Raw genomic sequence first — 25,171 nt, 5'->3', positions numbered from 1 at the left:
ATCAGCCCCGCCCTGGGCAGGCGATGGGTGCGGCGGGCGGCAGGCCGCCACGGCACTTGAGCACCCGCCACTGCGCCGGGCGGGTGTCGATGGCGATGCGCAGGGCGGCGGGCGACGGGTTGAGCGCGGCCTGTTGCGTGCGGCAGGCAAAAGCCAGGGCCTCGCCGGTTTCCGCCGCCACCTGCAGGCGCCGCAGCGCGCGGTCGTCGGCGCGCGCCGGCCAGCACAGCACGGCCGCGCAACTGCCCGAGCGCAGGCACTGCTCGGCCGCCCACAAGGCGTCGACCGCCGTGGCGTCGACCTGGGCCAGCCAGCGCAGGTCCACCCCCGCCGCCTGCCAGGCCGGCGCGAAGGGGATGAACGGTGGCGCCACCAGCACCACCCGCTCGCCGACGCCGGTCAGGCGTGCCAGCGTCGGCCAGAGCAGTTGCAGCTCGCCACACCCCGGGCTGGCCAGCAACAGTTCGCTCAGCGCCGCCGAGGGCCAGCCGCCTTCGGGCAGCCGAGCGTCCAGCACGGGGTGCCCGGTGGGTTGCAGGCCAAGCGGGCGGGCCTGCGCTTGCCGACCACGCCAGACCTTGCGCTGGTCGAGCAGGCGGTCGAGCTCGACCACCGCGCCCATCAGTCGCGCCTCAGCAGGCCGCAGAACACGCCTTCGATGAAGAAGTCGCGTTCCGGGCCCACGTCGATGGGCTGGTAGTGCGGGTTACGCGGCAACAGGCGGTAGCCCTCGCAGGTGCGCTGCAGGCGCTTGATGGTGACCTCGCCGTCGAGCCGGGCGACGACGATCTGCCCGTCACGGGCATCGCCCTGTTGGCGGATGCCGACCAGGTCGCCGTCGAAGATGCCGTCGTCGACCATCGAGTCGCCACGCACCTTGAGTAGATAGTCGGGAGTACGCCGGAACAGGCTGGGGTCGAGCAGCAGTTGCTCGTGAATGTCGAGGTCGGGGCCGATGGGGGCACCGGCGGCCACCTGGCCCAGCACCGGCAGTTCGAGTATTTCGGGCCGGCGCAGCGGTTCGGCCAGGCGAATGCCCCGCGCCTGGTTGGGCGTGACATCGATGTAGCCGGCCTGGCACAGGGCGGTGATGTGCTTGCGCGCCACGCTGCGCGAGGCGAAACCGAAGCGCTCGGCGATGTCGGCCAGCGAGGGGGGCTGGGCCTGGTCGGTGATGCGCTCACGGATGAAAGCGAGGATGGCGCGGCGTTTGGGGGTCAGATTGTCCATGGAGCACATTTGTACTCTTTTTGCGAGATGCTGGCCAGCGCCCTTCGTCGGCCAGTGGCACTGCTGCGTAAGCGCCGAGCAGACAAAAAAGCACTGCCTTCACTTGATCAGATACCCCACCCCTTGACTGGACCTCACCCTTAGCGTCTAGAGCTCTGTCTTTGCACAGGCACAGCATAACTATGCAAAACCATACCCAAAACACATAACCAACCAACCACAGCATTACCTTCCAACCAGTCAGGTCGATAACCTATGAAAAGAAAATAGGAGGACTGAACAATTCTCAGATAATAGCTAACAAAGAATACATTATATCCAACGCACCCCCAGAACATCCACGAACTCAGCCGTCGGCCAGAGAGCTTTAACTTCATAACGTAGGCCACCACGATTCCTATCGCCACACAAAGCCCGAAAAACGGAACAATCATTCCTTATTCCACTCGACCCAAATCAGGTCACCCGTCAGCACATTGACCCCTAGTTCAAACGTCAATGGCCCTGCCCCCATCGCTACATGAGCCCGAGTCTTATCTGAATCGATATATCTAAATAGACGTCTGGCGGTAGGTAACACGACAAATCGACCAAGCGAATAACCCGATAGCAGCAGATCACCAAGTCCGTATGCAATATTTCCATGCGATGCTTTACCGCCAAGCGACTTGGCGATCTCTTGATAGCCTCTGCGAAGCGGCCCTACGACATCATTTCCCCCTTGAATAATATTACGCCCATTCTCATAAACGTTATTCAATCCATGTTGAACAAGCGCAAGGCCCGCCGTGCCGCACATGAGGCCTGCGGAGTACTTACAAACGGCAACACCACCAGCGATCTGTAAAAGCCCCGACCCTAGCCCAGCGACAATTCTTAGATATTCAACAACATCAAAATAGAGGGAGCGGTGTTCTTCCCTGATTTTCTTCAGTCCCTCCTCCGCAGTTTTCCTGCCGGTCCGAACCTCCTCCACAATGCCCTTCCCGACATACGCCATCTCCTGCGTGAACTGCAGCCGCAGCATCCCGTCATCCAAACACCGCGCGGCCACCTCGCAGGCATATTGGGTCAGCCGGGCCGCCGCATGGCTCACTTCCCAGAAGTCGTCATCCCACGGGACCTCGTGCTCGCTGCGCGCCGTCATTCCTCACCCCAGGTCGCATAGCCGGTGGTCCCCGCCGCATGGTGCACCCAGGAAATCTCCCGATAACGGATCGCCAGGTGCTCCTGCGGTTCCTGCTCATTGAGCAGGACGGCATGGGGCATGGCCACGTTCTGTTGGACGATCAGCCCGCCGCCGAGCCTTACCGAGTAGTACCTTTCCTGCAGGCCCGCAGCACTGGTGCGGAAAAAGGTGAGATCACACTCCACCCGCTCCCGCGAATCGAGCGCCTGCGCCAGCAACGGGGTGGACTTGTCGACGAACTTGGTGAGATAGACCGGCCGGTGCAGCGCCCGGCTGACGTTGTCGAGGTTGGAAAGGCTGTGATCGAAGGCCAGGACCATGATCTGGTCCCGATGGCCCGCCTGGCATTTGTTGCCGATGGAGTCCTGGGTGGAACACCCCGCCGAAATCAGGCCCTGAAGCGCGCCCGTGATCGTCATGTAGCCGTGATACGCCATGCTGCGAACTCCCTGTAAAAAGTTCGCACTGTAAAAAACGTAAAACCGTGCTGTATGTCGGACGCGTCCGAAAATACACCATTGAGAAGTTGCCAAATATGACAGACAGCATGACAAGGGTTTCATGGTCGCCTAATGGCAGGCAGGTGCTGGGCTGTAGCCTTGCAGTGCTCTGTAGATCGAGCGCCGCCCGCGCGGCGCTTCGCCAGCAAAGCCGGTTCCTGCGTTGTTTCGGGCCAGTCATGCCTGGGAGGGTACCGCTGTGCTCACCCTGCAAGGGCCGGCTTGCCGGCGATACAATATCGGCAGCCCCCCGAAACCCTAACCACGCCGCTGCATCCAGGCCGCCGCCAACCCGCTCAGGCAAATGACCGAAATCCCCACCAGGCTCATCCCATCCGGCACCTGACCGAACACCACCGCCCCCAGCAACCCGGCAAAAACGATCTGGCAGTAACTGAACGGCGCCAGCAACGCCGGCGCCGCATGGCGGAACGCCTGGGTCAACAGCAGGTGCGCCGTCATCCCGCAGCCGCCCAGCGCCAACATCAACAACACATGCGGCCACGCCGGCACCTGCCAGAAGAACGGCACCAGCGCCGTCATGATCACGGTATTGCACAACCCCGCGTAGAAGTTGCTGGTGGTCGGGCTGTCATGGGCCGCCAACTTGCGCGTGAGCAATTGATAGAAGCAGAACCCCAGCGCCGAACCGAACGGGAACAGGATGGCCGGCGTGAACAGGGCGCCCCCCGGGTGAACCACCACCAACACACCGATGAACCCCATCACCACCGCCAGCCATTGCCCCAGCGTGACCCGCTCCTTGAGCAAGGGCACCGACAACGCGGTGACCAGCACCGGCGCGAGGAAGTTGACCGAGGTCGCCTCCGCCAGCGGCAAATACTGCAGGCCAGCGGTAAACAACAGGCTGGTGCTGAGCAGGCTGAGTGCGCGCAGGGTTTGCAGCAGCGGCCGGCGGGTGCGCAACACGGCAAGGCCGGCCTTGGGCAGGAAGATTCCGGCCATCAGCAACGTGTGCACCACATAGCGCGCCCACACGACCATGATGATCGGGTACACGCCACCGAGAAACTTCGAAAGCCCATCATGGCTGGCAAACAGGAAGGTGGCCACCACCACCAGGGCGATGCCGCGCAGCGGCTGGTTGACTCCGGACAGCGGCGTACTGGAACTCATGGGGCTCTCGGGCGATGGCCCGGCATGGCGCCTGGGCATGCGCGGATTCTAGAAGAGAACCCCTGGGATGAACAAAGCTTTATGTTCCAACTGGTACATTCCGTTCGCTGATCGACCACTTTCCCCAGGGCAGGGTCACTCCCGCTCGCTCAGCAATTGCTGGATCACCTGTTCCTGGCCGGCATAGTCCCCCTCGCCAAAATGCACATGACGGACCTGGCCCCGGCGGTCGACGAAATAGTGCGCGGGCCAGAACTGGTTGCCCCAGGCGTTCCAGATGCGGTAGTCATTGTCCACCGCCACGGGGTAGTCGATCCCCAACTGCCGGACCTGCGTGCGCAGGTTGCCGACATCGTGCTCGTAGTCGTACTCCGGTGTGTGCACCCCGATCACCACCAACCCCTGGTCGGCGTAGCGCCGAGCCCAGTCGTTGACATGCGGCAGGCTGCGCCGGCAGTTGATGCAGTCATAGGTCCAGAAGTCGACCAGCACTACCCTGCCCTTGAGCGAAGCGGCATCCAGCGGTGGTGAATTGAGCCACTGCTGCGCACCGGTCAACGCGGGCATGGCCCCCAGGTCAGGCGCAGGCGACCGGGCCGCCAGGGCCAGGCCAGCCAAGGCGCAGGTGGCCGCCACGGCGACCAGCGACACGCGCCCTGGGCGGCGCCTGGCGCCGCCAGGTATCGAAGTCATCGGCCAGGCTCCCGATCAGTGTTCGTGGCAGCCATCGGTGGCGTAGGTCAGGTACTGCAGGTCATGCTGACGGCCCTGGGAGTCGAGGTAGTTCATGCGCGAGTTGGCCACCCCGCAACTGACGTTGGGGTCAGTCTGGATCGACAACACTTTCTTCACATCCAAGCGCTCCCCGTAGTGGTACGGCATGGCCTTCGGGGCTTGCTGGGTGGCGGCTTGCGCGGCGATAGCCCCCAGGCTGAGCAGGGCGAAAAGGCTGACACGGGCAAAGGCCTTGGCGTTCATGGTGTATCTCCTCGTGCGGCTTGAAATGGGAAGGCGTGTGCTTCCCCGTAGCGCCATTGGATGCCCGCCAGGTATCCCGCTTGTGTCGGCCCACCGGCCGCCATGCCTCATGCTGTAACAACAGCTACAGCGGATACACTGCAATACAAACCGAGGCAGGCAAGCCGGCATCGCCTCGGTAGACTGCGCTCACGCCCCCTGCACAAGGACACCGCCCAATGGAACACGTCGATCACATCCTGATCGTCGACGACGACCGCGAGATCCGCGAACTGGTCAGCAACTACCTGAAGAAGAACGGCCTGCGCACCAGCATCGTTGCCGACGGGCGGCAGATGCGCGCCTTCCTGGAGAACAACACGGTCGACCTGGTCGTCCTTGACATCATGATGCCGGGCGACGATGGCCTGCTGCTGTGTCGCGAACTGCGCGCCAGCAAGCACCGCAACACGCCGGTGCTGATGCTCACAGCGCGCAACGACGAGACCGACCGCATCATCGGCCTGGAAATGGGCGCCGACGACTACCTCACCAAGCCCTTCTCCGCCCGCGAGCTGCTGGCGCGAATCAACGCGGTGCTGCGCCGCACCCGCATGCTGCCGCCCAACCTCACCATCAGTGAAAGCAGCCAGCTGATCGCCTTCGGCCCCTGGCGCCTGGACACCACCGCGCGGCACCTGCTGGACAGCGAGGGTACCCTGGTGGCGTTGTCGGGCGCCGAATATCGCCTGCTGCGGGTGTTCCTCGACCACCCGCAGCGGGTGCTCAGCCGCGAACAGTTGCTCAACCTCACCCAGGGCCGCGAAGCGGACATCTTCGACCGCTCCATCGACCTGCTGGTCAGCCGCCTGCGCCAGCGCCTGGGCGATGACGCCCGCGAGCCCACCTGCATCAAGACCGTGCGCAGCGAAGGCTATGTGTTCTCGCTGGCGGTGCAACTGCTGGGGGCGTCGACATGAAGTGGCCGCGCAGCCTGGCCTCGCGCCTGGCGCTGATCTTCTTCACAGGCCTGGTGCTGGCCTACGGCCTGTCGTTCAGCTTGCAAGCCTACGAGCGCTATATCAGCAGCCGCTCGATGATGCTCAGCAACCTGGAAATGGACGTCGCCACCTCGGTGGCCATCCTCGACCGCCTGCCAGCGGCTGAACGACCAGCCTGGCTTGCGCGGCTGGAACGACGTACCTACCGCTACCGCCTGGATGATGGCTTGCGAGGCACCGCGATGCCGACTGCCGACCCGCCCCTGGCCGCGGAGTCGATCGTCAAGGCCATCGGCGGCCGATACCACCTGACGTTCCGGGAGATTCTCGGCCCCAATGCGCATTTCCAGACCCACCTGCGCCTGGCCGATGGCGCCCCTCTGACCATTGATGTCACCCCGACGTCAGTGCCGGTGGCCACCTGGCTACCGGGTGTCCTGTTGATCCAGTTGCTGGTACTGCTGTCGTGCACCTGGCTGGCGGTACGCCTGGCCATCGGGCCACTGACCCGCCTGGTGCAGGCCGTCGACAACCTCGACCCGAACAGCCCCGGGCCACTGCTCGACGAGAGCGGCCCGAACGAGGTGCGTTACGCCGCGGTCGCCTTCAATGCCCTGCAGGCGCGTATCGCCGCCTATCTCAAGGAGCGCATGCAACTGCTGGCCGCCATTTCCCACGACCTGCAGACCCCGATCACGCGCATGAAGCTGCGGGTGGAACAGATGGACGAAGGGTTGGAGAAGGAAAAACTGTGGCACGACCTGGATGCCATGGAGCACCTGGTGCGCGAGGGCGTGGCCTACGCCCGCAGCATGGACAGCAGTACCGAGGCGCCCTGCCGGGTCAACCTCGACGCCTTCCTCAACAGCCTGGTCTTCGACTACCAGGACAGCGGCGCCAAGGTGGACCTCCACGGCAGCGCCCAGGCCACCCTGCAAACCCGCCCCCACGCCCTGCGTCGCGTACTGGTGAACCTGGTGGACAACGCCCTGAAATTCGCCGGCGCCGCACACCTGGAAGTGAACCACGAACAGGGGGTGATGCTGATCCGCGTGCTCGATGACGGCCCGGGCATCCCGGCGGACGAGCTGGACGAAGTGCTCAAGCCGTTCTACCGCGTCGAGGCCTCGCGTAACCGCAGCACCGGCGGCACCGGGCTGGGGCTGGCGATTGCCCACCAATTGATCCAGTCCATGGGCGGCAACCTGACCCTGAGCAATCGCCTGGGGGGCGGGCTGTGCGCGCAGATCGAGCTGCGCTGAAGCGCCGCTCAGCCCTTGTCCGCCTTGCCCGCCGCCGCCGCGAACCGCGCCAGCCGCACATCCAGCCGGCGCGGTCGCACGCCGTGGTCCTCGGCCCGCTCCTTGCGCCGGATGGCGTTGCGCACCATCAATGACCCCAGGTAGCGGATCGGTTCCGGCGGGAACTGCCCCAGCGGCCCCTTGACCAGCGGCGAGCGGGTCCAGTCATTGTCCTGGCCCAGCGTCAGCGACGCCAGGATCTGCCCCCCCATGTGGCACGGCCCGACACCGCTACCGGAGTAACCAAAGCCATAGAACACGTTGCCCTGCCCGTCGAGCCGACCGAAGAACGGCAGGCCGGTCACCGAGCGATCCGAAGGGCCGTTCCAGCTGGCTGCCAAGGGCACGTCGGCCAACGCCGGGAAGAAATCCGCCAGGCTTTCGTGCAGCAATGGCCGATACGGTGATGGCTGGTCGAACACCGGCAACATGCGCCCGCCATAGGCGAAGGTGTTGCCCCCTTTGCCAAGCATCAGCCGGCCATCGGAGGTGTTGTGGTAGTAATGCACGAAGATCCGCGAGTCGAGCACGCTGACCCCGCTGTCAAGGCCGATCTGACGCAGCAGCTCCGGGCATGGCTCGGTGACCACCATGTCGCTGGAGACAATCGCCACGCTGCGCTCGAACTGCGGGAAGGCCCGTGCCATCCAGGCATTGAGGCCAAGCACCACGCGGTCGGCACGAATGGTCCCAGCCCGGGTGCGAACCTGTACCGGGGCGCCATGTTCCAGCCCGGTCATCGCGGTGCCCTCATGAATGCGCACGCCACGCTGCAGGGCGACCCGGCGCAGACCACGCACCAGCCGCCCGGGTTGCACCGTGGCCGCGGCCGGTGAGTACCAGCCTTCGAGGTGGCGGCCGGAGCCGGCCAACCGTTGCACCTGCTCCAACGGCAAGCGCTGGAAGGAATTGATCCCCTTCTGCTCCAACGCGGCGATCACCGCATCGGTGCCGCCAACCTGGGCCTGATTGGTGGCGGTGTACAAGGTACCGTCCATGCGGTAGTCGCAGTGGATGCCATTGGCGCGGCAAAACGCGCCGATGGCTTCGATGCTGCGTTCCGACTCACGCACCAGGCGTATCGCCTCCGCCACCCCGAACAGGCGCTCCAAGGTGAAGTACTTGGCCGACCAGGACAGCGCGCAGCCACCGTTGCGGCCACTGGCCCCGGCGCCGCAGATGTCCGCCTCGACCAGCAGCACATCGAGCTGCGGCGCCTGTTCCTTGAGCATCAGGGCCGTCCACAGCCCGGTGTAGCCCCCCCCGACGATGCACACGTCGCAGCGGGCATCGCCTTGCAGCGGCGGGCACAACGCTTCGTCTTCCTGATCCAGGGCCTGTTGCAGCCAGAAGGGTCTCATCTACTCGCTTTCCTCTAGGTACGCAGTGGCTTGATCGCCATGCCGGTGTTGGGTGCCACATCGCTGGCTTGTGGGGCGGTCGCCGGGCGGCTGTTCCAGTGCGGCAGCAGCACCAGGGCGGAGAACAGCGCGGTGCCGGCGAAGATCATGAACACCGTGACGCTGTCGAAGTACCCCGGCAGCAAGCCGCCAAGCACCGCGCCCACCGAGCCGCAACCGTTGACGAAACCTGCCGCCGTAGCGCCGGCCTTGGCAGTGCCGAAGTCGATGGCCGCGGCACCGCTGATCATCGAGTCCGGGCCGTACAGGGTCAGGCCCATCACGAACAGCAAGGCCACCACCAGCGCCACGCTGCCGCTGTGCATCGCCGCCATGAAGCCCGCCAGGGTCACGGTCAGCAGCACCAGGCTGATCACACAGGCTGGCATGCGCCTGGCACCGAACAACTTGTCCGATGCCAGGCCGATGATGATCGGCCCGAGCAGCCCGGCCAGCTCGAAGGCGGTGGGGATGATCGCCGCGCCCACCTTGCCCACCGACGGCATCTGCTCGAAGACGATCACCGGCCCCCAGAGCAGGATGGCGTAGCGCGCGGGCTTCAACATGAAGTAGGCAAGCCCCAGGGTGAGCACCGTGCGGTTGCGCAGGATCTCGCGCAAGGGCGCCCAGACGCTGCACAGGTGCGTGCCCGGGGCCATGCTCTGGGGCTCCGGCTCCACCGCCGGCAAGCCGACATCTTCAGGCTTGTTGCGCTGGAAGATAAAGAACAGCACGGCCACGCCGGCCACCACCGCGGCGCTGGAGAAGAACGCCGCGTGCCAGGTGCCGACCAGGGTGTAGGCCCACCAGCCGGCGAACGGCGAGGCGACCAAGCCACCGAAGGCGTAGCACGAGCTCCACAGCCCAAGTACCCGCCCGCGCTGCAAGGCGGGGAAAAAACTGCCGATGTTCTTGCACAACCCCGCCCAACCGGTGGACTGCGCCAGGCCTTGTATCAGCATGCAGGTGGCGAAGATTGGGAAGGTCGCGTAGCTGCCCATCACCACGGCGGCGATGGCCGAGATCAACAAGCCACCCAGCACCACCACCCGTGGCCCGAAGCGATCGGCGAGCATGCCCCAAGTGAACTGGCCCACGGCATAGGCAGCCAGGTAGATCGCATCGAGGTTGGCCATGGCGGCCTTGTCGAGCATGAACGTCGGGTCTTCAGCGATGCCGAGCTTGGCCACCGAGAAGGCCTTGCGGGTGAAGTAGAAGGCGGCGTAAGCCAGCCAGGTGATCGCGAAGATCTGCATGCGCCACCGCTTGATGGCGCCAAGTGAATGATTCATGTGGATCTGACCTCTTGCTTGAGTGTGCCGGCAGAATGTGAAGAAACGCCTGTCTTGTTGTTGTGTTGCGCACTGCGTGACGGAGGGACGTCACCTGGTCAGATGGCTCGGCGGTCTGGCGCGACCTGGGCGAGGCCATGGCCCTTGAAGGCCGCTTGTGGCGGTCTGTCCGGGGTTGAAAGATATGGAAACAGGTGCAGACTGATAAATAAAATCGATTTATCGTATTTCACTTATAAGTCCAGCTTTTAACAGGAGTGCTCGATGTCGGTCTCCCACGCTCAACTCAAGGCTTTTCACGCCGTCGCCGAACAGGGCAGCTTCACCCGTGCGGCCGAACGGCTGTTCCTCACCCAGCCGGCGGTGTCCGACCAGGTGCGCAAACTGGAGGAGCGCTTTGGGGTGCTGCTGTTCCATCGCAACAAGCGCTCGGTGCAACTGACCGACCTGGGCGAGCGCCTGCTGGGGGTGACCCAGCGCCTGTTCGCCTGCGAGGCGGAGGCCGTTGAACTGCTGCAGGACTCCCGCGCCCTGCACACCGGCAGCCTGGTGCTGGCAGTGGATGCCCCGGTGCACGTGCTGCCGCAGATTGCGCGCTTCTGCCAGCGTTACCCGGGCATCCAGGTGAAGATCGAGACCGGCAACACCGACGCGTCGCTGGCCCGGCTGTTCAGCTACCAGGCCGACCTTGCCCTGTTGGGGCGTGATGTCGATGACGAGCGCCTGTACTGCGTGCCGATGCGGCGGGACCCGATGGTGGCGTTCGTTTCGCATCAGCATCCGTGGGCCAGCCGTGGCGAGATCAGCCTGGCGGATCTGGACGACACGCCGCTGGTGCTGCGCGAGCCGGGGTCGGTGACGCGGCAGACGCTGGAAGAGGAAATGCAGCGGGCCGGGTTGCGCATTCGCCCGGCGATCCAGGTGGAAGGCCGGGAAGCGGCGCGCGAGGCCGTGGTGGTGGGGATTGGCGTGGGGGTAGTGTCGGCGGCGGAGTTCGGGGCCGATGCCCGGGTCTGTGCCTTGCCGATTGTCGATTGCCAGCGGCATCTGACTGAGACGCTGGTGTGCCTGAGCGAGCAACGGACGCGGCGGGTGGTGGCTACGTTTCTGGAGATGGTGCGGGAGGGGCTTTGATTTTGGCTTCGGCTTCGGCTTCGGATTCGGATTCGGATTCGGATTCGGATTCGGATTCGGATTCGGATTCGGATTCGGATTCGGATTCGGATTTCAGAGTATGGGTTTGGAGGTTTGTGAGCATATCCATTGGCGATAGTGACGCTGATTCACCTTTCCGCCCTTACGGCGGCCTACTTTGGTCTTGGCCAAAGTAGGCAAAGCCGCTTGCTCCATCATCCGGCCCCTGCGCTTCGCTCCGGGGTCCCCTCGCTCCGTTCTTGCTCCCGTGGGTACCGCGCTGAACGGCCCATCCTGGGCCGCAGCGCTCGACGGCCATCCATGGCCGTCGCCCCACTACGCAAGAACTCCACTCGGCCTCCTGAAGTCGCAATAGGCGGCGTCTGGACTATCGCGCATCAAGATCAAAAGCCGGGCGAGGCGCTACGCGCTCGCAGAAGCAAAGAGCAAAGAGCAAAGAGCAAAGAGCAAAGAGCAAAGAGCAAAGAGCAAAGAGCAAAGAGCAAAGAGCAAAGAGCAAAGAGCAAAGAGCAGAAACAATAATGGCGTTGTAATGCTGTGATGGATGTATTGTTTGTACCCTTGGTTCGCCGGCAAAGCCGGCTCCTACAATGGAATGTGCACCGTCCTGTAGGAGCCGGCTTTGCCGGCGAATACGCACTCAAGGCCAAGAACAGTCAACTAGCGACAGCTGCGCCTGCCCAGGCGCCGCCCGTAACTTCGCGACTTCAGGAGGCTGAGCGCAGGCGTCTGGAGGGCCAGGTGCGCAGCACCCTTCGGCGTTAGCCGAAGGCGCGAGATGTAGACTTGCGCAGCAAGTCGTAGGCCGCGCGGGCCCGGAAGGCGCCGGAGCGAAGGGACCCCGGAGCGCAGCGTAGGGGCCGTATGATGGAGCGAGCGGCTTTGCCTACTTTGGCCAAGACCAAAGTAGGCCGCCGTAAGGGCGGAAAGGTGAATCAGCGTCTACAAAGCAAATGGATATGCCCACAAACACAAAAACCAACCAACAACTAACGACTCAGGATCGCAGGATCGCAGGATCGCAGGATCTTAAACACAATCCACCCCACACATACCCGATTACCCCAAGGCCCCACCCATGCTCTACCGCCTAGCCGCCGACACCCTGGTCCTGTTCCACCTGTCTTTCATCCTGCTGGTCCTGTTCGGCGGTCTGCTGGCGCTCAAGCACCGCCGTGCCCTGCTCATCCACCTGCCCGCCCTCGCCTGGGGCCTGGCGGTGGAAGGCCTGCACCTGGAGTGCCCGCTCACCGCCTGGGAGAACCGCCTGCGTGCCGCTGCCGGCGACAGCGGTTACCCCGGGGGATTCGTCGAACACTACATCTGGCCAGTCATCTACCCAGTCGGCCTGACCCCGCAGATCCAACTATGGCTCGGCACCCTCGTCCTGCTACTCAACCTTGGCATCTACGGTTATGTGCTCTGGCGCCTAGCGCGTCGCCACCACGAATAACCGCGGGAACGGCAACAGCACCTTGCCATCGGTGGCCGGCGGATAGTCATGCTGCATGGCCTGCAGATACAGCTGCAGGAAGTCCGCCTGCTCCTGCTCATCCAACCTCGCCAGGTACGGCCGCAGCGCCGAACCCTTGAACCACTCGACGACTGCCTCGGCGCCGCCCATCAATGGGTGGTGATAGGTGGTGCGCCACACGTCCACCCGCGCGCACAACGGGCTGAGCAGATCGTAATAGAAAGCCGCGCCATGCCGGGGCGGCAGGCTGAAGTCGGCGAACTTGTCGGCCCATGGTCCACGGCTGGCAATCTCGCGCAACTGGCGGTGGGCGGGTTCGTCGAGGTTGTCGGGCGTCTGCACGGCCAGGCTGGCCCCTTCGCTCAACTGCCGCACCAGGTGCGGGTAGAGGCTGCCATGCTCCGGCACCCACTGCAGCGAAGCGTTGGCGAGGATCAGGTCCTGCGGCTCCTGGGCGACCCAATTGGCGATATCGGCAACCTCACAGCGCACCCTCGGCACACCCAGGCGCGGGCGTTGCCGGGCTTTGTCGATCATGTCCGGGTCGCTGTCCAGCGCGGTCACCTGGGCGTCCGGGTGGCGCTGCAGCAGCACTTCGGTGGAGTTGCCCGGGCCGCAGCCCAGGTCGGTGGCATGGCGCACCGGGCGTGGCGGCACCGCGGCGAGCAGGTCACGCACGGCGCGGGTGCGCTCATCTTCGAAGCGTGAGTATTGGGTGGCGGACCAGGCCATGGTCGGGCTCCTTCGATGGCAGATGCGTGCAGCATAAGCCAAGTCGCCCGGCAACGAACGAAAACGGCCGGTCCCCGAAGAGCGCCGGCCGTTGCAAGCAACGCCTGATACTTAGTGACGCTTGGCGCTACGGATCTGGTGCACCACGCCCATGGCCACCACGATGGCTGCGGCAATACCCGTGGAAATCACCAGAATCTGGTAGTCAGGCATGAACGCCATGGTCACCAGGGCGGCCACGATGAACACGATCACCAGGTAGGTCAGCCACGGGAACAACCACATCTTCAGGCGCACTTCCTTGCCCTCGGCGATCAGCTTGCGGCGCATGCGCAGCTGCGAGAAGGCGATCACCAGGTACACCAGCAGGGCGATCATGCCAGTGGTGTTCATCAGGGTTTCCAGCACATCCTTCGGGCGCAGGGTGTCGCTGAAGTTGATCAGCGCGCAGAACACCGCCACCAGGCATGAACCAATGATCGCGTTCACCGGTACACCGGTGCCGGTGCGGGTGAACTTGAACAGACGTGGCGCGTCGCCACGCTGGGCTAGGGAGAACAGCATGCGCGAAGCGGTGTAGTGGCCGGAAATCAGGCAACTGCTCACCGAGGTCAGTACCACGAAATTCATCAGCAGCTCAGCATACGGCACCCCCAGCAGCTCAAGAGTGCGGCGGTAAGCGCCATAACCGGAGACGCCCAGTTGCGGGTCGTTCCACGGTACCAGGCAGACGATCAGGAAGATCGAGCCCACGTAGAACAGGCACACACGCCACACCACCGAGTTGGTGGCCTTGACGATCTGGGTGGCCGGGTCCTTGGCCTCGGAGGCGGCGATGGTGACGATCTCGGCGCCCAGGAAGGCGAACATCACCCCCAGCAGCGCGCCGATCACCGTGGTGATGCCGTTGGGCATGAAGCCTTCGGCGGTCAGGTGGCTGATGCCGCGCACTTCACCGAACTGCCAGACGTTCATCACCGCGGCGGTGCACACCACCAGGAAGCAGACGATCGCCACCACCTTGATCAGCGCGAACCAGAATTCGAACTCGCCATAGTGCTTGACGTTGAAGAAGTTCACCGTGATCAGCAGCAGCGTGGTGGCCAGCACGAACACATTGACGCTGACATCAGGGAAGAAGCCATGCAGGATCTTGCCGGCGACATAGGCCTCCCAGGCCATCAGGATCACCCAGTACCACCAGTACAGCCAGCCAATGGTGAAGCCGGCCCAGCGGCCGATGGCGCGGTCGGCGTAGGTGGAGAACGAACCGGTATCCGGCGAGGACGTCGCCATCTCGCCCAGCATGCGCATGATCAGCACCACCAGGATGCCGCCGGCCAGATACGCCAGGACGGCGGCCGGGCCGGCGCTGTGGATCACGCTGCCGGAACCGACGAACAAGGCGCCGCCGATCACCCCGGCGATGGACATCATCGTCAGGTGGCGCGACTTCAGCGAGGCACTGAGCTTGCTCTCGTGCCCGTCCTTCGCGGTGGTGGATGTGGATGTAGCTTCCATCAGTTAAATACCCCGTGCTTCTTTTTATCCAAGGAAAAACTGTGAAACCCCGATGGCTATCGGTCTCACCTGTACATCAGTGCGGGCAGGGAGGTGTGCGGTGCACACGCAGGCCATCCGTGGCGGCCTGCTTACGCGGCCAGAGGCAACCCTCTGGACGAACTGAACCATGCGGGGGACGGACGCTGGGTGTCCGGCCACGCGGGAAGAAGGTGTGGGGCGGACCCCGACGGCAAAGCAGCGATGTTGTGATTATTCATGGCGCTGATACGTGCTGTGTTGGCTATATCTGACACGTAATGTAAAAATGTCGAACACATTGAGCCATGCACAGCGGCATGAAAAACGCACTGCACTGTACAGGCCGCCGATCCAATACACCCGCGATACCCCTGCCGGCGCCTGGCGTCCCGCACACCTGAAGGCACCCGAATGCTCCAGCTCCATCCGGACTCCTCCACCCCGCTGGTCAACCAGATCATCGATGGGTTGCGCGCGCTGATCGACGACCAGACCCTCAAGCCTGGCGCGAAGGTACCCTCGATCCGGGCCTTCGCCTCCACTTACTCGGTGAGCACCTTCACCGTGGTCGAGGCCTACGACCGGCTGGTGGCCCAGGGGTTGCTGGTAAGCAAGGGCAATGCAGGCTTCTTCGTCAATCGTGCGGCGAACGAGCTGCTGGACAAGCACAACGTCGAGGCCGACACCACCCGTCCCACCTTCAATTCCGAGTGGTACCTGCAACAGATCTTCGAGATCCGCCAATTGCCGTTCAAGCCGGGTTGCGGCTGGCTGCCCAACGACTGGATGTACGAGGAAGGCCTGCGTCGCGGCCTGCGCCAGGTGGCCGGCAGCCCGCTGGAACTTTCCGGCTACGGCGACCCCATGGGCCTGCCGGAGTTGCGCGCGCTGACCGCGCAGAACCTGCAGCAGGAACTGTCGATCGTCGCCAACCCGGCGCAGCTGATGCTCACTCACGGCGCCAGCCAGGCCCTGGACCTGGCCGTGCGCACCCTGGTGCGACCGGGCGATGTGGTGCTGGTGGACGACCCCGGCTACCCCAACCTGATGAGCATCCTGCGCACCCAGGGCGCCACCCTGATCGGCGTGCCACGCACCCCGGCCGGCTACGATCTGGACCACCTCGAACGCCTGCTGGCGCACCACCGCCCCACCGCGTTCTTCACCCAGCCGCACCTGCACAGCCCGACCTGCTCGCGCACCCCGCTGGCGCAGTTGCACCGCTTGCTGCAACTGGCCAGCCAGCACGGTTTGCGCCTGGTGGAGAACAACCTCTACGCCGATATGATCGCCGACCCGCTGCCATGCCTGGCGAGCCTGGACCACTTGCAGCAGGTGGTCTACGTCGGCAGCTATTCGAAAAGCATCTCGCCCAACGTGCGGGTCGGCTACCTGCTGGCCAACCCTGAACTTACGCAGCAACTGCTGCACCTGAAGATGCGCTCGGGCCTGACCACCTCGCAGGTGATGGAGCGGGTGGTGTACGCCGCGATCATCGATGGCCGCTGGCGCAAGCACCTCAAGCGCCTGCGCCAGCGCCTGGCCGAGGCGCACCAGGAGGTGGGCCGGCACCTGCACCGGCTGGGCTTCGAGCTGTTCATCGAGTCGGACGAGGGGATGTATATCTGGACCCGCCACCCAGCGATTCCAGACAGCGCGGCGTTGCTGGATGACGCGCTGGAGAAAGGCATCATGCTCGGGCCCGGGCAGCTGTTCATGGTCGATGCCAAGGCCACCGGGTGGATGCGCTTCAATGTGGCGTTCAGCACCGACCCTGCGATGTGGGAGTTGCTGGAGAAGGTGTTGGTCAAGCACGTGCGCCGCGGGGCGCTGTGACACTAGCCGTTCTGACCTAGCCCACCCGTGCTATTGAGGCCAGGGCAGGTGCCCGCCTAGATTGTCACTGCGCTGTGCAGGAGCATGGCGCGCTGACAATCAAGGAGAAACTCCATGTTCCGGTTCAACACTGCGCAAACGGAAAAGACCACTGCCAACAGCACCCCTCAGGTGCTGAGCGAAGCCGATCTGGAACACGTCTCGGGTGGCGATGCCTTCTATGACATTGGCATGAATTGGGCAAACGACCCCTTCGTGCGTCTGAAGTACGATGGCATCAGTTGGCCGAAGGGCGGTGCCCAGTGGTGGGCCAAGTAGCGCTCGTCGCTGTGGGGCGCATAGCGCCCCCTTGCTCTGACAATCAAGGAAAACCCCATACATCAAGTACACCTAGCACGCTGGTGCGATGGCTAACCGCCAGTAGCACTTAGGTGCAATAAACAGAGCGTTCCGCGCCCGGCGGATATTTGGGAAGCGTCTGGCATACAACCTGTTCTCGTTTTCCTAGGCTGCATCCCTTGTCTACAGGGAGAGCAGACCATGGCGTTCAATGGCTACATGAGTATCAAAGGCAATCGACAGGGGTTGATTTCGGCGGGGTGCAATACCCAGCCATCCATTGGCAACAAATGCCAGCTCGTGCACCAGGACGAAATAACGGTGCTGTCCTTCAATCACGCTATTGCCACCCCTGATACCAACCAACGTGCTGTGCATCAGCCCGTGGTGATCACCAAGCAATTCACCTGATGTGGAACGGAACCAGCGCATGAGCCGGGCGGAAGGGGCGTTTATCGAGGCATTGCGCCAGAAGTTGGAATAGTGGTCGCCGGAGACGGCCCTTTCGCCGGCAAAGCCGGCTCCTACCTCTATCCAGATGCCAAAAAAGATATAAAATAACATTTCATTTGGCATTCATTCTCATCCTTCAGCGAACCCTCCTCGATGACTAGCGCCCCACCCACCCTCCTCTCCCAGCGCCTGCAGAGCATCGATGCCCTGCGCGGTCTGGTGATCCTGTTTATGCTGCTGGACCACGTGCGGGAAACCTTCTACCTGCACCGCCAGGTCAGCGACCCGATGAGCATCGACGCCACCGAGCCCGGTTTGTTCGCCAGCCGTACGCTGGCGCACCTGTGCGCGCCAGTGTTCGTGCTGCTCACCGGCTTGTCCGCCTGGCTCTACGGCGAAAAGCACCAGGGGCGTGGCGATGTCGCCACCTTCCTGTTCAAGCGTGGGTTGTTCCTGGTGGTGCTGGAGTTCACCCTGGTCAACTTCGCCTGGACCTTCCAGCTGCCACCGAGCGTGATCTACCTGCAGGTGATCTGGGCCATCGGCCTGAGCATGATCGCACTGTCGCTGCTGGTGTGGCTGCCACGGCCAGCGCTGGTACTGGTTGGCGTGGCGATCATCGGCGGGCACAACCTGCTCGATGGCCTGCACTTCGATGTCGCATCACCGCTGCATGTACCGTGGGCGATCCTGCATGACCGGGGTTGGCTGGAAGTCGGCGAACACTTGCGCCTGCGCACGTCCTACCCAGTGCTGCCGTGGATCGGGGTGATCGCCCTGGGCTACGGCCTGGGGCCTTGGTTTGCCCGGGCCAGCAACGCCGCCGACCGTCAGCGGCATTTGCTGGTGGCCGCCGCCGGAGCCCTGCTCGGCTTCGTCGCGCTGCGCCTGCTCAATGGCTACGGCGAAACACCTTGGCGCGATTTCCCGGACGCCACCCAGACCCTGATGAGTTTTTTCAACATCACCAAGTACCCGCCGTCGCTGCTGTTCCTGGCCCTGACCCTGGGTGTCGGCCTGCTGTTGCTGCGCGGCTTCGAGCGCGCCGGCAGCGCGCGCTGGATCGGCGTGCTGGCCGTGTTCGGCGCCGCCCCGATGTTTTTCTACCTGCTGCACCTGTACGTGCTGAAGCTGCTGTACCTGGCCGGTGTCGCCCTGTTTGGCCTGAACCAGGGGGCCTACTTCGGCTTCGACGGCATTGGCGCGGTGTGGCTGGGTGCCGTGCTGCTGGCGGTGGCGCTTTATCTGCCGGTGCGGGGGTTCGCTCGTCTCAAGGCACGCCGTCGCGATATCGCCTGGCTCAAGTACCTTTGACCCTGGAGGCTTGACCATGCCGCTACGCCGCTTCGCCATCGCCCTGCCCATGCTCGGGCTCAGCCCCCTGGCCCTGGCCGACTCCACCCAGTCGCAAACCAAGGGCCTGCTCGAAGACAGCACCTGGAGCCTGCTCAACCGCAGCGTCTTCGACCAACGCGACTACCGCCACGGTGGCCGTAACAGCGGCGCGCGCAACGCCTACAAGCCACGTGCCGAACGCAACCGCAAGGCCGAGGAATGGGCCTACGGCTTGATGGGCTCGTTCAGCTCCGGCTTCACCCAGGGCCTGGTCGGTGTCGGGTTCGACGCCCATGCCCACCAGGGCGTGCAGCTCGACAGCGGCGGTGGCCGCGCGGGCAAGGCGCGCCTGCTAGGGGTCGACAATCAGGGCCACCCCAAAAGCACGTATAGCCGTGGAGGCGGCGCGGTCAAGTTGAGGATGTCGAACACAGTGCTGGCGTATGGCGAACAGCGCGTGAAAACGCCGGTGTTCAGTTCCTCCGACAGCCGCCTGTTGCCGGAGACCGCCACCGGCTGGTTGCTCACCAGCAACGAGGTCGACCGGCTCAAGCTGGTCGCCGGGCACTTCAACGAAAGTACCGACCGCAATGCCTCGAGCCACGACCAGGGCTTCGTGGTCAATTACTCCAATGGCCGCCAGGGCAGTGCGTTCGACCTGGCCGGGGCGGTGTGGAGTCCGATCAACACCGTCAGCGCCAGCCTCTTCACCTCGCGCTACGAGGACACCTGGCGCCAGCATTACCTGGGCAGCACGCTCAGCCATGCCATCGATGACCAGCGCAGCGTCAGCCTCGACCTGAACCTGTATCGCACCACCAACACCGGCAAGGCGTTATCAGGAAGCATTGACAACACCACCTGGAGCTTGGTGTCCCGCTATGTTCAAGGCCCGCAAACCTTCAGCCTGGGCTGGCAGCAGGTGGATGGCAACACGCCATTCGACTACGTCACCCGCGGGGCGATCTTCCTTGGCAACGCGGTACAGCTGTCCGACTTCAATGCCCCCAACGAGAAGTCATGGCAGGCGCGCTACGACCTGAACCTGAGCGCCTATGGCGTGCCCGGGCTGAGCCTGACGGCGCTGTATGTGCGCGGGTTCGACATCGATGGCAGCCATGTCGACCGTACCGGTGGATATGCGTACCTGGGCTATGGCGAGGGTGGCAAGCATTGGGAGCGGGACCTGGAGGCACGCTACGTGGTGCAGGGTGGCACAGCCAAGGGCCTGGCGATTTCACTGAGGCACAACGTGCACCGCGGGAATGTGGCCCAGGCGGAGCTGGATGCGGACCAGATCAGGTTGGCGGTGGAATATCCGCTGACCGGCATCTGGTAAAGCCTGCGCCTACAGGCTGCCCTACCGCCAATAGCGTGGCTCATCCGCCACTTGCTGGTGCGCCTGGAACAACACCGGCAACTGCTCCTTGAGAAAGTCCAGCCAGGTACGCACCTTGGCGTCCAGGTAGTGCCGCGACGGGTAGATCGCATAGATTTCGCGCTGGCGCAGCCGGTGAGGCGCCAGCAAACGGCACAGGCGTCCCTCTTCCATCGCCTGGCTGGCCGAATAGTACGGCAGCAGCCCCACCCCCATGCCCAGCTCGGTGGCCTTGAGCATCGCATCCGCGACATTGGTGAGGAAGGTGTCCTGCGGCACGATCACACAGTTGTCCTGTGCCTGCTCGAACGACCAGTCCTCCTCGAACAAGGGGTCGACCGTGCGCAGGCAAACGTGTTTGTGCAGGTCCTCTGGACGCTTGGGCACACCGTGGCGCGCCAGGTAGTCGGGCGAGGCACAGAGAATGCTGTGGATGCTGCCCAAGGGGATGGCGATCAGTTGCGAGTCCGGTAACCCCTGGCCGATAGTGATCACCACGTCGTGGCCTTCGGCCAACGGGTCGGGGTTGCGCTGGGAGAGCGTCAACTCCATCACCACTTCGGGGTTGGCGGCGTTGTAGCGGGCCACCAGCGGCATCATCAACAGGCCCAGACCATGGGTGCAATGGAAGCGCAAATGACCACGCGGCGTGAGGTGGGCACCGCGTGCCTCGTCCATGGCTTCCTCGGTCAGCAGCATGATCTGCCGCGAACGCTCGAGAAAGCGCTCCCCCGCCTCGCTCATGCGCAGCCTGCGGGTGGTGCGGTGCAGCAGGCGGGTCTGCAACTGGTTCTCGAGCTCCGCGACGATCCGTGACACTTGCGCCGCCGATATATCCAGCGCATTGGCCGCCGCGGCAAAACTGCCGCACTCCACTACCCGGGCGAAGGTGCGCATCGCGTGCAGCATATCCATGGGGCGTCGCTCTCATTCATACATGAAAGGCAGGAATCTATCACGGGATAGGCCATTTATTGTGAAACGTAAATGAATGAATCATAGGCACATCCCGAAACAGAGGAACCTGTCATGAAACGCTCGATCGCACTGGTCGCCCTGACCGCCACCCTCGCCTCATTCGGCGCCTTCGCCGCCGCTTCCGACAGCCAGGCCAAAGCCACCCCATACGAATACGGCATGCCGCTGGACATCGCCAAGGTCATCTCCATCACGCCGGCCAGCAATGCCGAGGATTGCCAGGTGAGTACCGCGCACATGGTCTACGTCGACCACCAAGGCCAGACCCGCGAAATCGACTACCGCCAGATGGGCAACTGCTCGCAACTGTAAGGCACGCCCGGACGGCGAGGGAAAAATACCAGCCATCTTGCTGAAAGTGCATTTGCCCCCCTCGCCCGCCGCCGCATGATCGTTCAGGACAACAACAAGAACGTCCTGGACCATGAACACGATAAAAACCTGCGCCGTCCCGTCCGCGCACTTGCCGGACGTTGCTGGTAGCGGTCTACTTCGACGTGATGCTGGCGGTGAACACCTTGGCGTTCTGGATGCCGAGCCTGATCCATGGGGCCGGGATCGGCAGCGATGGCCAGGTCGGCCTGCTTAGCGCCGTGCCTTACCTAGCGGGTTGCCTGTTCATGCTCGCCTGCGGACGCTCGTCGGACCGACGCCGCGAGCGGCGCTGGCACCTGTGCATGCCACTGCTGATGGCAGCCGCCGGTATCGCCCTGGCGGGCCTGGCACCGGGCAATGCCTTGCTGGTGATGGGAGGGCTGGTGCTGGCGGGCATGGGCGCCAGTGCCGCGCTGCCGATGTTCTGGCAGTTGCCCCCGGCGTTCCTGTCTGGCACTACCCAGGCGGCGGGCATCGCGATGATCAGCTCGTTCGGCAGTGTCGCCTCGTTCCTGGCGCCTTACCTGATCGGCTGGATGCGCGATGCCACGCAGAGCCCTGGGCTCGCCCTGCAGGTGCTGGCGGTGGCCATCGTGCTGGGTGGGTTGCTGGTGCTGAAGGTGCCGGCGGGTGTGGTCAACCCGCGCTGAACTGAATGAACGGGCCCCCTGCCCAGCTGGCTTGGCCTAGGTAGGGGGGCTTTAGCCGCGATCACCCGCGCAGCGGGTGCCAGACAGCGCGATGCCCTCATCGCGGCTAAAGCCGCTCAAAGTGTCAGGCCAGCAGCGCGCTGATCCAGCGGGCCTGGCGGCTGATGTCGTCGAGTTTTTCCTGCGGCACCGCCTGGCGGGCATGGGCGAAATTGGCCAGGGTCTGCTGCTTCTGGCGCAGCATGCGCTGCCACTTGAACAGGAACGCCGGGCTGCGCTCCTCCATCAACAACGGCCCGAAGTACAGCTGCTCGGCGCTGTAGGGCGGCGCATCACCGCGTTGGGCGACGATGATCTCGTAGTCGAAGCGATTCTCCCGCAGCACTTCCTCGCCAAGGATGCGATAGCCGTTGTCCGCCAGCCACTGGCGCAGCAGCTGCTCACCACCGTTGGGCTGCAGCACCAGCCGCTCCTGGCCATGCAGGTGCTGCTTGCCGGCTTCGAGCATGTCGCGAATGGTCTCGCCACCCATGCCGCAGATGCTGACGGCGGTGATGCCGTCACCCGGCTCGATGGCGGCCAGGCCGTTGGCCTGGCGCACGGTGATGCGGTCGTCGAGCCCATTCTCGCGCACGGTGCGTTGCGCCGAGAGAAACGGGGTCGGCGCCACTTCGCCGGCCACCGCTGCGGCAATCGCGCCACGGCGCATCAACGCCACCGGCAGGTAGCCATGGTCGGAGCCGATATCGGCCAGTCGCGCCCCTGGGGGCACATGCGCGGCCACGCGCTCCAGGCGCATGGACAAGGTGTGTTCGTTCAACGGCAGCCTCATATCAGAACCGGAATCCGGCATCGATGGCCGGAGCGGCCCGCGATTCTGCCGAGCCCGGCCGGACTTTTCAAATCCATGCGACCGGCACCCCGACTCGACCCGCCCCAGCAGCTCGCGTAGGCTTGCCGTTTTCCTTCCGTCGCAAGGCAAACACCCCATGGCAAACGCAGACATCATCTTCACCCCGGACCCGGACGCCGACTCCATTTCTTCCGACGTCGCCGAGTACAACGGCGTGCTGGTCAGCACCCAGATCCCTGTACACGCCGACGGCAGCCTGGAGCTGGGCGACATCACCACGCAATGCGAATGCACCTTGCAGGCGCTGAAGGTCGCCCTGGAGCGCGCCGGCAGCTCGATGGACCGGGTGCTGCACCTGACCATCTACCTGACCGACATGGCCGACCGCGCGGCTTTCAACGAGGTGTACCAGCGCTTCTTCAGCAAGCCGTGGCCAGTGCGTGCGGCGGTCGGCGTCGCCTCGCTGGCCTTTGACGGCATGCGTGTGGAAGTGACGGCGATGGCGGCCAAGGGCTGACCGACCGAAGGTTCGCTGGCAGGCCGGCGAACCGCCCCCGCCCTCAGCCTTCGCCGCCCTGCACCACCACCAGCAGCTGAGCCTGGCGCTCACCGACCGAACGCAACCGGTGCGGCGTCTGGGCGTTGAAGTGCAAAGCATCCCCCGCCTCCAGCAGCACCCGCTCGCTCATGAAGTCCACCTCCACCTGCCCCTCGTGGACGAACAAGAACTCCTCGCCCGCGTGCGCCTTGAACGTTGGGTCGCTGAAAGCGCTCGGCGGCTGGATCAGGAACGGCAACAGGCTGCGCTGCCCCACCTGCGAGGTCAGCACCGCATACCCCGGCCCTTCACCGCTGCCCACCAGGGCCTGGCGCTCACCGCGGCGCACCAGGCTGTAGCGCGCCGGGCCCGTTTGCTCGCCGTCGAACAACTCCTCGACATTGACGTTCAGCGCCCGCGCCAGCTTTAGCGCGGCGGCTATCGAAGGGGTGTTCAGGCCACGTTCGACCTTGGACAGGTAGCTCTTGGTCATGCCGGACTTCTCGGCCAGCACCTCGAGGGTGATCCCCAGTTTCTTTCGCAACAGTTTCAGTCGAATGGACATGTGACGCGGGTTTCCCAAACAAACGCACTTGCCTATGACACTTTGTGTCATATAGGATTATTTGTGTCATAAGTTGATCGCCCCTCCACCGTCGAAAGCAAAGGGGCGAGCCAGCCATGACATCCACCGTCACGCCACAGAGGATAGACCCCCATGGCCAATACCCTGACACACAGCAAAGACCAGCTGGTGCAAAAAGCACTGCAACAGATGCAAGGCTCGCTCGCGGATAATACGTGGACCGTGCGCGAAAAGCTGGCCCTGACCTGCCGAATTCTCTTCGACCATGGCCACGACTCGGGCCTGGCCGGGCAGATCAGCGCCCGTGGCCCGCAACCGGGTACGTTCTACACCCAACAGCTGGGCCTGGGTTTCGACGAGATCAGCGCCAGCAACCTGCTGTTGGTCAACGAAGACCTCGAGGTGCTCGAAGGCGAAGGCATGCCCAACCCGGCCAATCGCTTCCACAGCTGGGTGTACCGCGCCCGTCCGGATGTGAACTGCATCATCCACACCCACCCCACCCACGTCGCCGCGTTGTCGATGCTGGAAGTGCCGCTGGTGGTCTCGCACATGGACCTGTGCCCGCTGTACGAAGACTGCGCGTTCCTCGAAGCCTGGCCTGGTGTGCCGGTGGGCAACGAGGAAGGCGAGATCATCAGCAACGCCCTGGGCGACAAGCGCGCCATCCTGCTGTCGCACCACGGCCAGCTGTCCACCGGCACCAGCATCGAGCAGGCCTGTGTCTATGCCCAACTGATCGAGCGCGCCGCGCGCCTGCAATTGCTGGCCATGGCCGCCGGAACCGTCAAGCCGATCGACCCGGCGCTGGGCCGCGACGCCCATGACTGGATCGACCGCCCCAAGCGCCACGGCGCGGCCTTCAACTACTTCGCCCGGCAGTGCCTGCGCCAGCACGCCGACTGCCTTGCCTGACCCTACCTTGCCTTGCTTGCGGAGA

Annotated in this window: 26 protein-coding genes and 1 pseudogene; 13 read left to right on the top strand and 14 right to left on the bottom strand. The window is 64.1% G+C overall.

Annotation, left to right across the window (positions count from 1 at the left end; translation table 11 throughout):
- Window position 1 precedes the first annotated feature (1 nt).
- The 7 genes from imuA to IM733_RS05075 all read right to left on the bottom strand — a co-directional run bounded on the left by imuA (window position 2) and on the right by IM733_RS05075 (window position 5,034).
- Window positions 2–622, bottom strand: coding sequence for a translesion DNA synthesis-associated protein ImuA (gene imuA / locus IM733_RS05105; protein ID WP_248919833.1), 621 nt, complete (start codon window positions 620–622; stop codon window positions 2–4).
- Window positions 622–1,239 (bottom strand): transcriptional repressor LexA, encoded by a 618-nt coding sequence (lexA, locus tag IM733_RS05100; RefSeq protein ID WP_248919832.1) that lies wholly within the window; start codon window positions 1,237–1,239, stop codon window positions 622–624. The genes imuA and lexA overlap by 1 nt, the downstream gene beginning before the upstream one ends.
- A gap of 421 nt (window positions 1,240–1,660) precedes the next feature.
- Window positions 1,661–2,377 (bottom strand): DUF4225 domain-containing protein, encoded by a 717-nt coding sequence (locus tag IM733_RS05095; protein ID WP_248919831.1) that lies wholly within the window; start codon window positions 2,375–2,377, stop codon window positions 1,661–1,663.
- Window positions 2,374–2,856: an Hcp family type VI secretion system effector gene (locus tag IM733_RS05090; protein WP_248919646.1), complete on the bottom strand. Its 483-nt coding sequence runs from the start codon at window positions 2,854–2,856 to the stop codon at window positions 2,374–2,376. Before IM733_RS05090 ends, IM733_RS05095 begins: the two co-directional genes overlap by 4 nt.
- Window positions 2,857–3,177: 321 nt before the next feature.
- Window positions 3,178–4,056, bottom strand: coding sequence for a DMT family transporter (locus IM733_RS05085; protein ID WP_248919830.1), 879 nt, complete (start codon window positions 4,054–4,056; stop codon window positions 3,178–3,180).
- Window positions 4,057–4,191: 135 nt separating this feature from the next.
- Window positions 4,192–4,749, bottom strand: a complete 558-nt coding sequence (locus IM733_RS05080; protein WP_248919829.1) for a thioredoxin family protein — start codon at window positions 4,747–4,749, stop codon at window positions 4,192–4,194.
- Window positions 4,750–4,764: 15 nt separating this feature from the next.
- Window positions 4,765–5,034: a DUF2790 domain-containing protein gene (locus IM733_RS05075; protein WP_248919828.1), complete on the bottom strand. Its 270-nt coding sequence runs from the start codon at window positions 5,032–5,034 to the stop codon at window positions 4,765–4,767.
- Window positions 5,035–5,252: 218 nt separating this feature from the next.
- Between IM733_RS05075 and IM733_RS05070 the strand changes: the two genes are divergently transcribed.
- On the top strand, window positions 5,253–5,993 hold the full coding sequence (locus IM733_RS05070; protein WP_248919827.1) for a response regulator: 741 nt from the start codon (window positions 5,253–5,255) through the stop codon (window positions 5,991–5,993).
- Complete coding sequence (locus IM733_RS05065) at window positions 5,990–7,276, top strand: sensor histidine kinase (RefSeq protein ID WP_248919826.1); 1,287 nt, start codon at window positions 5,990–5,992, stop codon at window positions 7,274–7,276. Before IM733_RS05070 ends, IM733_RS05065 begins: the two co-directional genes overlap by 4 nt.
- 8 nt (window positions 7,277–7,284) lie before the next feature.
- Here IM733_RS05065 and IM733_RS05060 read toward each other — a convergent pair whose 3' ends face one another.
- Together IM733_RS05060 and IM733_RS05055 are read right to left on the bottom strand one after the other, a co-directional pair.
- Entirely contained in the window at window positions 7,285–8,676 is a 1,392-nt protein-coding gene (locus IM733_RS05060) for an FAD-dependent oxidoreductase (protein ID WP_248919825.1), read from the bottom strand.
- 14 nt (window positions 8,677–8,690) lie between these two features.
- Window positions 8,691–10,007, bottom strand: a complete 1,317-nt coding sequence (locus tag IM733_RS05055) for an MFS transporter (RefSeq protein WP_248919824.1) — start codon at window positions 10,005–10,007, stop codon at window positions 8,691–8,693.
- 264 nt (window positions 10,008–10,271) lie between these two features.
- Between IM733_RS05055 and IM733_RS05050 the strand changes: the two genes are divergently transcribed.
- A complete protein-coding gene (locus tag IM733_RS05050; RefSeq protein ID WP_248919823.1) occupies window positions 10,272–11,141 on the top strand; it encodes a LysR substrate-binding domain-containing protein in 870 nt (289 codons plus the stop codon).
- A 1,099-nt stretch (window positions 11,142–12,240) separates the two neighbouring features.
- Entirely contained in the window at window positions 12,241–12,615 is a 375-nt protein-coding gene (locus tag IM733_RS05045) for a DUF2784 domain-containing protein (protein WP_248919822.1), read from the top strand.
- Here IM733_RS05045 and tam read toward each other — a convergent pair.
- Both tam and IM733_RS05035 read right to left on the bottom strand, forming a co-directional pair.
- The gene (gene tam, locus IM733_RS05040; protein WP_248919821.1) at window positions 12,592–13,368 is read right to left on the bottom strand and encodes a trans-aconitate 2-methyltransferase; all 777 of its coding nucleotides are present in this window, start codon (window positions 13,366–13,368) and stop codon (window positions 12,592–12,594) included. The two genes, IM733_RS05045 and tam, sit on opposite strands and share 24 nt — an antisense overlap.
- A gap of 111 nt (window positions 13,369–13,479) precedes the next feature.
- Window positions 13,480–14,889 (bottom strand): amino acid permease, encoded by a 1,410-nt coding sequence (locus IM733_RS05035; RefSeq protein ID WP_044488010.1) that lies wholly within the window; start codon window positions 14,887–14,889, stop codon window positions 13,480–13,482.
- 432 nt (window positions 14,890–15,321) lie between these two features.
- Between IM733_RS05035 and IM733_RS05030 the strand changes: the two genes are divergently transcribed.
- The 5 genes from IM733_RS05030 (at window position 15,322) to IM733_RS05010 (ending at window position 20,212) form a co-directional block, all read left to right on the top strand.
- Window positions 15,322–16,746, top strand: coding sequence for a PLP-dependent aminotransferase family protein (locus IM733_RS05030; RefSeq protein ID WP_248919820.1), 1,425 nt, complete (start codon window positions 15,322–15,324; stop codon window positions 16,744–16,746).
- Window positions 16,747–16,860: 114 nt separating this feature from the next.
- Window positions 16,861–17,064 (top strand): hypothetical protein, encoded by a 204-nt coding sequence (locus tag IM733_RS05025; protein WP_248919819.1) that lies wholly within the window; start codon window positions 16,861–16,863, stop codon window positions 17,062–17,064.
- A 222-nt stretch (window positions 17,065–17,286) separates the two neighbouring features.
- A complete protein-coding gene (gene tssD, locus IM733_RS05020; protein ID WP_349292547.1) occupies window positions 17,287–17,496 on the top strand; it encodes a type VI secretion system tube protein TssD in 210 nt (69 codons plus the stop codon).
- 195 nt (window positions 17,497–17,691) lie between these two features.
- A complete protein-coding gene (locus IM733_RS05015) occupies window positions 17,692–18,852 on the top strand; it encodes a DUF1624 domain-containing protein (protein ID WP_248919818.1) in 1,161 nt (386 codons plus the stop codon).
- A gap of 16 nt (window positions 18,853–18,868) precedes the next feature.
- Complete coding sequence (locus IM733_RS05010; protein WP_248919817.1) at window positions 18,869–20,212, top strand: OprD family porin; 1,344 nt, start codon at window positions 18,869–18,871, stop codon at window positions 20,210–20,212.
- 21 nt (window positions 20,213–20,233) lie between these two features.
- Here the strand turns inward: IM733_RS05010 and IM733_RS05005 are convergent, their stop codons facing one another.
- On the bottom strand, window positions 20,234–21,166 hold the full coding sequence (locus tag IM733_RS05005; RefSeq protein WP_248919816.1) for a LysR family transcriptional regulator: 933 nt from the start codon (window positions 21,164–21,166) through the stop codon (window positions 20,234–20,236).
- A gap of 114 nt (window positions 21,167–21,280) precedes the next feature.
- On the opposite strand from IM733_RS05005, the gene IM733_RS05000 reads away from it, so the two are divergent.
- Complete coding sequence (locus IM733_RS05000; protein WP_248919815.1) at window positions 21,281–21,541, top strand: DUF2790 domain-containing protein; 261 nt, start codon at window positions 21,281–21,283, stop codon at window positions 21,539–21,541.
- Window positions 21,542–21,702: 161 nt separating this feature from the next.
- Window positions 21,703–22,254: pseudogene (locus tag IM733_RS04995) on the top strand (MFS transporter); the annotation flags it as partial.
- Window positions 22,255–22,378: 124 nt separating this feature from the next.
- Here IM733_RS04995 and IM733_RS04990 read toward each other — a convergent pair.
- Window positions 22,379–23,074 carry a tRNA (adenine(22)-N(1))-methyltransferase gene (locus IM733_RS04990; RefSeq protein ID WP_283107517.1) on the bottom strand — a complete coding sequence of 232 codons (696 nt, stop codon included), beginning with the start codon at window positions 23,072–23,074 and terminating at the stop codon, window positions 22,379–22,381.
- Window positions 23,075–23,243: 169 nt separating this feature from the next.
- Here IM733_RS04990 and IM733_RS04985 point away from each other — a divergent pair, with 169 nt between their 5' ends.
- Complete coding sequence (locus IM733_RS04985) at window positions 23,244–23,624, top strand: RidA family protein (protein WP_248919813.1); 381 nt, start codon at window positions 23,244–23,246, stop codon at window positions 23,622–23,624.
- Window positions 23,625–23,667: 43 nt separating this feature from the next.
- Here the strand turns inward: IM733_RS04985 and IM733_RS04980 are convergent, their stop codons facing one another.
- The gene (locus IM733_RS04980) at window positions 23,668–24,210 is read right to left on the bottom strand and encodes a helix-turn-helix domain-containing protein (RefSeq protein WP_248919812.1); all 543 of its coding nucleotides are present in this window, start codon (window positions 24,208–24,210) and stop codon (window positions 23,668–23,670) included.
- Window positions 24,211–24,363: 153 nt separating this feature from the next.
- Between IM733_RS04980 and IM733_RS04975 the strand changes: the two genes are divergently transcribed.
- Window positions 24,364–25,146, top strand: coding sequence for an aldolase (locus IM733_RS04975; RefSeq protein ID WP_248919811.1), 783 nt, complete (start codon window positions 24,364–24,366; stop codon window positions 25,144–25,146).
- The last annotated feature ends 25 nt before the right edge of the window (window positions 25,147–25,171 follow it).

Origin of the sequence: Pseudomonas entomophila (genome assembly GCF_023277925.1) — a bacterium.
In the GTDB taxonomy this organism is placed as follows: Bacteria; Pseudomonadota; Gammaproteobacteria; order Pseudomonadales; family Pseudomonadaceae; genus Aquipseudomonas; species Aquipseudomonas entomophila_D.
This window is presented reverse-complemented; position numbering and strand designations above follow the sequence as displayed.